Raw genomic sequence first — 9,192 nt, 5'->3', positions numbered from 1 at the left:
GGTCTCGGGCCGATCGAACCTGAAGAAGGCCAACCCGCAGCTGCCGAAGACGCAGCAGACACTCAAGGAGGACGCACCATGGGCGAAGACACAGAGCAGCTGAGCACCGAGATCGCCGCGACCCGGGGCAACCTGGCCAACCACCTGGACGAGCTCCAGGACAAGGTCAGCCCCGCAGCGATCGTGGACCGCAAGAAGGCCGCCGCCCGCGACCGCGTCGGCAGCGTCCGCAGCAAGGTCATGGGCAGCGCCGGCGGCGCGAAGGACTCCGTGACCGGCACCGTCTCCGGGGCCGTCTCCGGGGCCGGGGGCAGCGTCTCCGGCACCGCCTCCGAGGCGGCCGAGACCGCCAAGGACCAGTTCCAGGGCTCCCCCCTGGCCGCCGGTGTCGCCGCGTTCGGCCTCGGCATGGTCATCGCCGCCCTCGTCCCGGCCACCCGCGCCGAGTCGCGGGCCGCGGTGCAGGTCAAGGACGCCGTCCAGGACCACGCCCAGCCCCTGGTCGAGGACGTCAAGGCCGCCGCCGCGGAAGTCGGTGGCCAGGTCAAGGACAACGCCGCGGAGGCCGTCGAGCAGGTCAAGCAGACCGGCCAGGACGCCACCGGCCGGGTCAAGGACGAGGGCACCACCGCGGTCGAGACCGTCCGCACCGACACCCAGGGCTGAGCATCGCCCGACGCCCGGGGCCGCCGTGCTCGTCGGCGGCCCCGGGCTCGTCAGCGGGGACGTCGCTCGTCGACGACGAGGTCGTCCCCGCGTCGCGTCAGCGACCGGGTCCGCAGGCGGAGGCGCCGTGCGTAGGCGAGCACCAGCCCGGCGTACCCCGGGATCCGCCGGTGCAGGCCGAGGAACCCCTCGGGTCCCGTCACCATCGCCCCGGTGCGGACGTCGTAGGTGCTGCGGTGCCACGGGCACACCAGGCACCCGTCGGCGTCGACCGTGCCCCGGGACAGGTCCGCGAGCTGGTGGCGACAGCGACGGGAGACCGCGAACGGTTCGCCGTCGCTCGTGCCCACGGCCCACGGCCCCACGGGGTGCACGGAGCCGGGCACGACGGCGTCGGCGCGGATCCGGTCGGCAGATGTCATGGAAGCTCTCCTCGGTGGTGGCCTGGCGACCACGGTGCGCGATCCGGTGCCGGCCCGGACCACCCGCCCAGGTGTCACGTCCAGGTGTCACGCCCAGGAACGCTCCTGGGGGTGGCGTGGCGGGGCCAGGTCGCGCCTAGGCTCGCCGTTCCCTCCTCGTTCGACCGATCTCGTAGGAAGTCCCCCGTGGAACCGACCCCTGGCACCCTCCGTGCCGACGACGCCTTCGGGCCGTTCCTGCTCCACGGAAAGGACCTCCTGGCCCGGCTGCAGGAGCTCGGTCGGCGCGTGCAGCACGTGGTCCCCGCCTGCATGGGACTGAGCGTGTCGCTCACCGACCCGGTCGTCACCTTCACCCTCGCCTCGACCGACGTCGACGTCGCGATCCTGGACGGCGTCCAGTACGCCGCCGGCGGACCCTGCGTCCACGCGGTGGAGGTCGACGAGACGATCCACTTCGACGTCGCCGACAACGTCCTCGACGAGGGCAGGTGGCACCACTTCGCGCGGGCCGCCGCCTCGCGCGGGGTCGAGAGCACGCTGTCCCTGCCCATGCTCGACCAGGCCCGGGTCGTGGGCGTCTTCAACCTCTACGCCTCCACGCCGGACGCCTTCGTGACGAGCGCCCCCGAGGTCAGCGCGATCCTCGGGACGTGGCTCGAGGGCGCGGTCCTGAACGCCGACCTCACCTGGTCGACCCGCGAGGCGGCGTCCAGGGGCGAGGCCACCCTCGGCGTCGCGACCCGTCTCGCCGTGGCTGCGACGCTGCTCGCGGGCGATCTCGACATCACCGTCGCAGCCGGCTCCGAGCGGCTGCTCGACGCGGCCCTGCGCGCCGGGGTCTCGCTCGACGAGATGGTCGGCTGCGTCATCGACCTGCTCACCTGACCGCGCCACTCACCCCGACGGAGGGGCGGAGTGGTGACTATCCTGCCGAGCATGTCGAAGCAACCCGTACGCATCGCGATCGTCAACGACTACGAGCTCGTCGTGGCCGGGACCGCCGCCGTGCTCGCGCCGTTCGCCGAGCGGGTGGCCGTCGTGGAGCTCGACAGCCGCCGTCCCGTCGTCAGTGACGTCGACGTCGTCCTCTACGACTCCTTCGCCCAGGTGCAGGGCTCCGACGTCGACGTCGACGCCCTCCTCGCCCGCGGGAGCGCCAAGATCGTCATCTTCAGCTGGAACACCGACCCCGAGCTGGTGCGCCGGTCCGTCGCCGCCGGCGCCGGCGGCTACGTGTCGAAGGGCGTGGGCGCCGAGCAGCTGGTCGACGCGCTCGAGCGCGTCCACGCCGGTGAGGTCGTCACGCCCGCCGGGCAGCCCGACGGTGACACGTTCGGCCGGTGGCCCGGTGACGAGCACGGGCTGAGCGCGCGCGAGTCGGAGGTGCTGGGGCTGATCTGCCAGGGGCTGAGCAACGAGGAGATCACCCGCCGGGCCTACATCGGCATGAACACCGTGAAGACCCACATCCGCAACCTCTACCGCAAGATCGGCGTCGAGAGCCGCACGCAGGCGGTGCTGTGGGGCACCGAGAACGGCTTCAAGCCCGATCACTCCCGGTCCCTCCGTCCCGAGGACGGGCGCCAGCGCTGACCGGCCCGACGTCGCCGCGTCCTCGTCGGGCGTCCCCGGGCACCTCTGAGCACGTCTGGGGGGCGGCGCGCGGGGTACCGGTCGGGATGACACAGCGCACCGCGCCGCGCGACGGCACCGACCGGGCCGCCGCGCTGCCCGGGTTCCTCTACGGGATCGGCCTCGGCGGCTTCGTCGACGGGATCGTGCTCCACCAGATCCTGCAGTGGCACCACCTGGTCAGCCACACCGACGCCCACCCCACGACGACCGTGGCCGGCCTCGAGGCGAACACGCTGGCCGACGGCCTGTTCCACGTCGTCTCGTGGCTGGTGGTCGTCGCCGCGTGCGTCGTGACGATGCGACAGTGGCGCGCCGGCCGCTTCGCACCCGACTGGCGGTTCCACCTGGGTGCGATCCTCGCCGGCTGGGGGGTCTTCAACCTCGTCGAGGGCGTGGTCGACCACCACGTCCTGGGCATCCACCACGTCCGGGACGACGTCGGGGCCCCGCTGGCCTGGGACCTCGGCTTCCTCGCCCTCGGGGCCGTGCTGGTCGGCGGCGGCTGGCTGCTCGCCCGGGCGAACCGTCCGAGCGACGAGCAGCGTCCCTCGAGCTCCTAGTCGGTCAGGGCCGGTCGCGGCGCGAGACCGGGCCGTCGCCGAGGAAGCGCCGGGCCGAGTCCAGGAGGGTCCGCGGGCGCAGCGCCGGCGTCGCCAGGTGCGCCCGGTCGCCCATGCCCTCGACGACCTGCCGGAGCGTCGTGACGGCGTCGGTGGCCGGGACCCAGCCCAGCTCCTGCTCGGCGCGGGAGCAGTCCATCAGCGGCACGTTGCCGGCCAGGTCGATCCAGCCCGGGTCGAGGGGCTGCACCCGGGCGTGCCAGGAGGCCGCCACGGTGGCCCGCACCACGCCGAGCGGCACGTGCACGTGCCGGGCGCCGAGGGCGGCGGCGAGGTGCTCGACCGTGATCACCGGGGCCGCCGCGAGGTTGAAGGCACCCGGCGCGCGCACCTCGAGGACGCGCGCGATCGCCTCCGCGACGTCGTCGGCGTGGACGAGGGGGATCTCGAGTCCCCGGTCGACGGGGAGCAGCGGCAGCAGCCGGACCAGGCGGGCCGGCGCCAGGGCCGGCAACCCGTAGCGCAGCAGCGCGCTGCCCGCGCCGCGCTGCCCGACGATCCCGGGGCGCAGGCGGGTCACCACGTGGTCGGTCCTGGTGCGCTCGAAGGTGTCGAGCAGCCGTTCGGCGGCCGCCTTGTGCAGGCTGTACGGCGACCCCGGGATGCCGCCGGTGGGGTGGTCCTCGGTGACCGGCACGTCGGACGTCCGGGGCGAGTAGGCCCCGACCGACGACATGTGCACGAGGTGGCGCACGCCGGCGGCCCGCACCGCGGTCAGCACGCGGTCGGTCCCGCCCGGCCCGGTCTGCTCGAGCTGCTCGGGACGGTGGGAGGGCTGGAAGGCCCACACGAGGTGCACGATGGCGTCCGCGCCGGCGAACGCCTCCCGCAGGACCGGCACGGAGGTGTCGCTCGCCAGGTCGGCGGTGATCCAGTGCACCGTGTCGAGCCCGTCCTCGCCCGACGGCGGCTCGGGCGGACGGCGTACGACGCCGACGAGGTCGTGCTCGGCGGCGAGCCGTCGGACGACGGCCGTGCCGACGTTGCCGGTGGCGCCGGTGATGACGATGCGCACGTCAGGTCCCTCTCGGTCGTGGGGTGATGGGCCCCGGTGCCCCGTAGTCGCCCGGTTCAGCCACCCCGACGGTGCCGGCGCCGGGCGTCGCGGCGGCCGTGCGGGTGGCTCTACCGTGGCTCCATGTACCTGGAGAACCTCGTGATCGACGCCCTCGAGCCGCAGCGGCTGGGCCGGTTCTGGGAAGCCGTGGTCGGCGGCGAGCGGTTGACCGACGAGCCGGGCATCTTCGAGACCCGGCTCGCCGTCCCCGGGGGCCCGGAGCTCGACCTGTGCTTCCAGCAGGTGCCCGAGCCGGTGACCGGCGCACCGCGGCTGCACGTGGACCTGGCCGGCGGACCCCAGCGGGACGAGGAGGTCGAGCGCCTGCTCGGGCTGGGCGCGCGCCGGCTCGACATCGGCCAGGGCGACGTGCCGTGGGTGGTGCTGGCCGACCCGGAGGGCAACCCGTGCTGCGTGCTGGAGGAGCGGGCGACGTACGCCGGCAGCGGCCCGGTCGCCGCGCTCCCGCTCGCGTCCGCCGATCCCGACCGGGACGCCGCGTTCTGGGCGTGGCTTACGGGCTGGAGCGAGGTGCCGGGCTCGGCGCCCCGGTCGCTGAGGCACCCGTCGCTGCGGGGGCCGCTGCTCGAGGTGGTGGAGGAGGCTGCGCCCCACGGCGCGACCAAGAACCGGCTGCACCTCGACGTCCGGCTCGAGACCGGCGACGACCTCGACGCGGTCGCGGCCGGCATCGCCGAGCGCGGCGGGGCGACGCTCCGCACCGACTGGGGCGACCTGCCGTGGACCTCCTTCACCGACCCGTCGGGCAACGAGCTCTGCCTGCTGCCGGCCCGCGCCTGACCTCACCCGTTGGGGGTGGCTGGTCTGCTGGAGGCATGACCCTGAAGCTCGTCGTCCTCGGAGACTCGATCGCGTGGGGCCAGGGTGCGGCACGCGAGCAGGACCGGCTCGCGCCCCGGCTGGTCGCCGCCCTCGAGGCCCGCGACCTGACGGTGGTCCCGCGGGTGGTGGCCGTCCCCGGGGCTCGCAGCCGCAGCCTGTCCGCGCAGGTGGACGCCGCCGTCCCCTGGGGCGCCGACGTCGCGGTCATCGTCATCGGCGCCAACGACCTCACCCACCTCGAGCCGGTCGGACCCGCGGTGCAGGCACTCTCGGACGCCGTGCGCCGGCTCCGGGCGTCCGGCACCGAGGTGGTCGTCGCGCCTGCTCCCGACCTGAGCGCCGTGCCGCACGTGCCGCCGTTCCTCCGCGACGTCGTCCGCGCGGCGGGCGACGAACTCCGCACCCGGCAGGTCGCGGCCGTCCTGGCGGCCGGCGGCCGGATCGGGGACCCCGACCACCGCGCGTCCGGCGCGTTCGCGCGGGACCCGACCCTCTTCTCGGCCGACCGGTTCCACCCGTCCAGCGCGGGCTACGCGGTCATCGCCGACTCGGTGCTCCCGGCCGTGCTGTCGGCGACGCTCGCCGCCGCGTCCCGGCGCTGAGCCGAAGTGGGTCACGAAAGGGTGGGGCGCCGTCACCCCGGGCCCCACACCATGAAAGGCCGAGACATCTCGAGCCACCCCAGGAACCCCGAGGAGCCCCGTGCGACCTGCCCCCCACGAGACGTACGACGACGTGGCCGACGCGAGCGCCGCGCTGGTCATCGGCGCGTACTCGTCGTCGTTCGGGCTCGCGTCCCGGCTGCTCGCCGAGCCGGTGCGGCACCACGTGCGCAACGTCTACGCGCTGGTGCGCGTCGCCGACGAGGTCGTCGACGCGCCCCGCCCGGGCGCGCCCGCGGGACAGCAGGCCGAGTCCCTGGCGACCCTGGAGGAGGAGACGCTGGCCGCCATGCGCACCGGCCAGAGCAGCAACCTCGTGGTCCACGCCTTCGCCCGCACGGCACGGACGTGCGGTGTCGAGCCCGACCTGGTGGTGCCGTTCTTCGCCTCGATGCGCACCGACCTGGAGCGCCGTGAGCACGACGCCGCATCGTTCGCCGAGTACGTCTACGGGTCCTCGGAGGTCGTCGGCCTGATGTGCCTGCGCGCGTTCGTCGTCGAGGAGCCCGACCCCGCGGCCCGGTACGACGAGCTCGCGCCGGGGGCGCGACGCCTCGGGGCGGCGTTCCAGAAGGTCAACTTCCTGCGGGACCTGGGCGAGGACCACGACACGCTCGGGCGCAGCTACTTCCCCGGGATCGACCCCCGGCGACTCACCGACGCCGAGCGCGACGTGCTGCTCGACGACATCGACGCCGACCTCGTCGCCGCGGCCGCCGTTGTCCGGCTGCTCCCGCGCAGCAGCCGGCTCGCGGTGTGCGCGGCCCACGACCTCTTCGCCGACCTGTCGACGCGGCTGCGCGCGACCCCGGCCGCCGTGCTGCGCGAGTCCCGGGTGCGGGTGCCACACCCGGTGAAGGCCCGGCTCGTGGCGGCGGTGCTGCTGCGCGGCGGTCGGCCGCGCGTCGTGAGCCCGGCGCGATGACCCGGGCACCACGACCCGGGACGCCGCTGCGGGTCGTCGTGGTCGGCGGCGGCATCGCCGGGCTCGCCACGGCCGCGCTGCTGGCCCACGACGGCCACCACGTCGAGCTGCTGGAGCAGAACGCCGAGCTCGGCGGGCGCGCCGGGTCCTGGGAGCAGGACGGCTTCCGCTTCGACACCGGACCCTCGTGGTGGCTGATGCCCGAGGTCTTCGACCACTTCTTCCGGCTCGTCGACACCACGACGGAGGAGCAGCTCGACCTGGTGCGGCTCGATCCCGGCTACCGGGTCTTCTTCGAGCACCACCCCGCCCTGGACGTCGGGGTCGACGAGGCGACGAACCGCCGGCTCTTCGAGTCCGTCGAGCCGGGCGCGGGCGACCGCCTGCGCGACTACCTCGCCTCGGCGCGGGCCGTCTACGACCTCGCCGTCCAGCAGTTCCTCTACACGAGCTTCGAGTCGGCCGCCGCGTTCACCGCGCGCCGGGTCCTGCGCAACGGGCCGCGGCTCGCGACCCTGCTGTCGCGCTCGCTGGAGTCGTTCGTGGCCGCCCGCTTCGACGACCCCCGGCTGCGCCAGGTCCTCGGCTACCCCGCGGTGTTCCTCGGGTCCTCGCCCGACCGAGCGCCGGCGATGTACCACCTGATGAGCTGGCTCGACCTCGCCGACGGCGTCCGCTACCCCCAGGGCGGCTTCACCCGGCTCGTCACCGCGGTGGCCGAGGTGGGTCGCGCGCACGGCGCCGAGCTGCGCACGGGGTGCACCGTGACGGCCATCGCGACCGAACCGCGCCCGGGCCGCCGCGGCCGCCCGGCCCGGGTCACCGGCGTCCGCTGGACCGACGCCGACGGGGGGGAGCACGAGAGCCCCGCCGACGTCGTCGTCGGCGCCGCCGACCTGCACCACGTCGAGACGGCCCTGCTGCCGCGCGACCTGCAGACCTACCCCGAGTCCTGGTGGGACCGGGCGGTCTCGGGCCCGGGCGCGGTCCTGGTGAACCTGGGCGTCACCGGCTCGCTGCCCGAGCTGGCCCACCACTCGCTGTTCTTCACCGAGGACTGGGCCGACAACTTCGACGCCATCTTCGACCGGCCCACCCGGGTGCCCGACCCGGCCTCGATCTACGTGTGCCGGCCCTCGGCCACCGACGCGTCGGTGGCGCCGGCCGGCAGCGAGAACGTGTTCGTCCTCGTGCCGGTCCCGGCCGACCCCGGCATCGGCCGGGGCGGCGTCGACGGTGCCGGCGACCCGGAGGTCGAGGCGATCGCCGACCGGGCCGTCGCGATGGTGGCCGCCTGGGCCGGCGTCCCCGACCTGGCGGAGCGGGTCGTCGTCCGGCGCACGGTCGGGCCCGGTGACTTCCTCGCCGACCTGAACTCGTGGTCGGGCGGCGCGCTCGGCCCGGCACACGTGCTGCGGCAGAGCGCCTTCCTCCGGGCCGGCAACGCCTCCCGCAAGGTCGACGGCCTGTATTACGCCGGCTACAGCACGGTGCCCGGCATCGGGCTGCCGATGTGCCTGATCAGCGCCGAGCTGGTGCTCAAGCGGCTGCGCGGCGACCGGTCGACCGGCCCGTCGGTCGAGCCCACCTCCTCGGTGCGCCCGAGCCCGGTCTGATGCCCGCCCGGCGCCGTGAGGACGCACTCGACCAGTGGTCGGTGCGGCACGGCGGGCTGGACCCGCGCGGGTCGGGCTGGGTGTCCGGGTGGGTGCGGCTCAGCGACGCCTGCGCGCGGCCCCTGGCCCGCCGCGGCGTCGCCCCGGACGCCGTCACGGCGGCGGGCGTGGCCGTCGCCGTGACGGTCCCCCTCCTGGCCGCCGCCGGTGCCGCCTGGCCGTTGGCCGCAGTCCCGGTGATGGTGGCGGCCGCCGTCCTCGACGGCGTCGACGGCGCACTCGCCTCGCGCACCGGCACCTCGTCGCGCTGGGGCCAGGTGCTCGACCCCCTCGCCGACCGCGTCTCCGACCTCCTCCTGGTCGTGACCGTCGTCGTCCTCGGCGCACCGCTCTGGCTCGGCGCGACCTACGGCGCGCTGAGCCTGCTGCACGAGTCGGTCCGCTCGACGGCCCAGGCCGCCGGGATGGACGGCGCGGGGGCGGTGACCGTCGCCGAACGCCCGACCCGGGTGATCGTGGCGGCGTTCGCGGCCCTGCTCTGCGGGCTCGAGTGGTGCGCGCGCGAGATCGGCGTCGACGTCCTGCCCGGCGTCGACGGTGGCGTCATCGCGACCGGCGCGGCCGGGATCGGGACGGCGCTGGCCGTCGTCGGCCTCGGGCACCTGCTCGCCGCCGTCCGCCGCCGGCTCGCCGGGTGAGCGACCGGGCACCGACCGGGTCCAGGTGCGGGGCCGCCGGAGCGG

At 75.2% G+C, this 9,192-nt stretch carries 11 protein-coding genes; 9 read left to right on the top strand and 2 right to left on the bottom strand.

Going from position 1 to position 9,192, the window contains the following annotated elements; all coding sequences use genetic code 11:
* Positions 1–78: 78 nt before the first annotated feature.
* Entirely contained in the window at positions 79–666 is a 588-nt protein-coding gene (locus E4623_RS22035; protein WP_134768730.1) for a DUF3618 domain-containing protein, read from the top strand.
* Between the two features lie 50 nt (positions 667–716).
* Here E4623_RS22035 and E4623_RS22030 read toward each other — a convergent pair whose 3' ends face one another.
* Positions 717–1,088, bottom strand: coding sequence for a Rieske (2Fe-2S) protein (locus E4623_RS22030; protein WP_134768729.1), 372 nt, complete (start codon positions 1,086–1,088; stop codon positions 717–719).
* Positions 1,089–1,274: 186 nt separating this feature from the next.
* On the opposite strand from E4623_RS22030, the gene E4623_RS22025 reads away from it, so the two are divergent.
* The 3 genes from E4623_RS22025 (at position 1,275) to E4623_RS22015 (ending at position 3,286) form a co-directional block, all read left to right on the top strand.
* Complete coding sequence (locus E4623_RS22025) at positions 1,275–1,976, top strand: GAF domain-containing protein (RefSeq protein ID WP_134768728.1); 702 nt, start codon at positions 1,275–1,277, stop codon at positions 1,974–1,976.
* Positions 1,977–2,027: 51 nt separating this feature from the next.
* Positions 2,028–2,684, top strand: coding sequence for a response regulator transcription factor (locus E4623_RS22020; RefSeq protein ID WP_134768727.1), 657 nt, complete (start codon positions 2,028–2,030; stop codon positions 2,682–2,684).
* Positions 2,685–2,770: 86 nt separating this feature from the next.
* Positions 2,771–3,286: a DUF2243 domain-containing protein gene (locus tag E4623_RS22015; protein ID WP_134768726.1), complete on the top strand. Its 516-nt coding sequence runs from the start codon at positions 2,771–2,773 to the stop codon at positions 3,284–3,286.
* Positions 3,287–3,290: 4 nt separating this feature from the next.
* Here the strand turns inward: E4623_RS22015 and E4623_RS22010 are convergent, their stop codons facing one another.
* Positions 3,291–4,361, bottom strand: a complete 1,071-nt coding sequence (locus E4623_RS22010; RefSeq protein WP_134768725.1) for an NAD-dependent epimerase/dehydratase family protein — start codon at positions 4,359–4,361, stop codon at positions 3,291–3,293.
* A 123-nt stretch (positions 4,362–4,484) separates the two neighbouring features.
* On the opposite strand from E4623_RS22010, the gene E4623_RS22005 reads away from it, so the two are divergent.
* From E4623_RS22005 to E4623_RS21985, 5 genes are all read left to right on the top strand, one after another.
* Positions 4,485–5,204: a VOC family protein gene (locus E4623_RS22005; RefSeq protein WP_134768724.1), complete on the top strand. Its 720-nt coding sequence runs from the start codon at positions 4,485–4,487 to the stop codon at positions 5,202–5,204.
* 35 nt (positions 5,205–5,239) lie between these two features.
* Positions 5,240–5,848 carry an SGNH/GDSL hydrolase family protein gene (locus tag E4623_RS22000; protein WP_134768723.1) on the top strand — a complete coding sequence of 203 codons (609 nt, stop codon included), beginning with the start codon at positions 5,240–5,242 and terminating at the stop codon, positions 5,846–5,848.
* Between the two features lie 100 nt (positions 5,849–5,948).
* Complete coding sequence (locus E4623_RS21995; protein WP_134768722.1) at positions 5,949–6,833, top strand: squalene/phytoene synthase family protein; 885 nt, start codon at positions 5,949–5,951, stop codon at positions 6,831–6,833.
* Positions 6,830–8,449 (top strand): phytoene desaturase family protein, encoded by a 1,620-nt coding sequence (crtI, locus tag E4623_RS21990; protein WP_134768721.1) that lies wholly within the window; start codon positions 6,830–6,832, stop codon positions 8,447–8,449. The genes E4623_RS21995 and crtI overlap by 4 nt, the downstream gene beginning before the upstream one ends.
* Positions 8,449–9,147 carry a CDP-alcohol phosphatidyltransferase family protein gene (locus tag E4623_RS21985; protein ID WP_134768720.1) on the top strand — a complete coding sequence of 233 codons (699 nt, stop codon included), beginning with the start codon at positions 8,449–8,451 and terminating at the stop codon, positions 9,145–9,147. The genes crtI and E4623_RS21985 overlap by 1 nt, the downstream gene beginning before the upstream one ends.
* Positions 9,148–9,192: the final 45 nt, after the last annotated feature.

Source organism: Nocardioides sp. 1609 (assembly GCF_004522105.1).
Classification (GTDB): Bacteria; Actinomycetota; Actinomycetes; order Propionibacteriales; family Nocardioidaceae; genus Nocardioides.
This window is presented reverse-complemented; position numbering and strand designations above follow the sequence as displayed.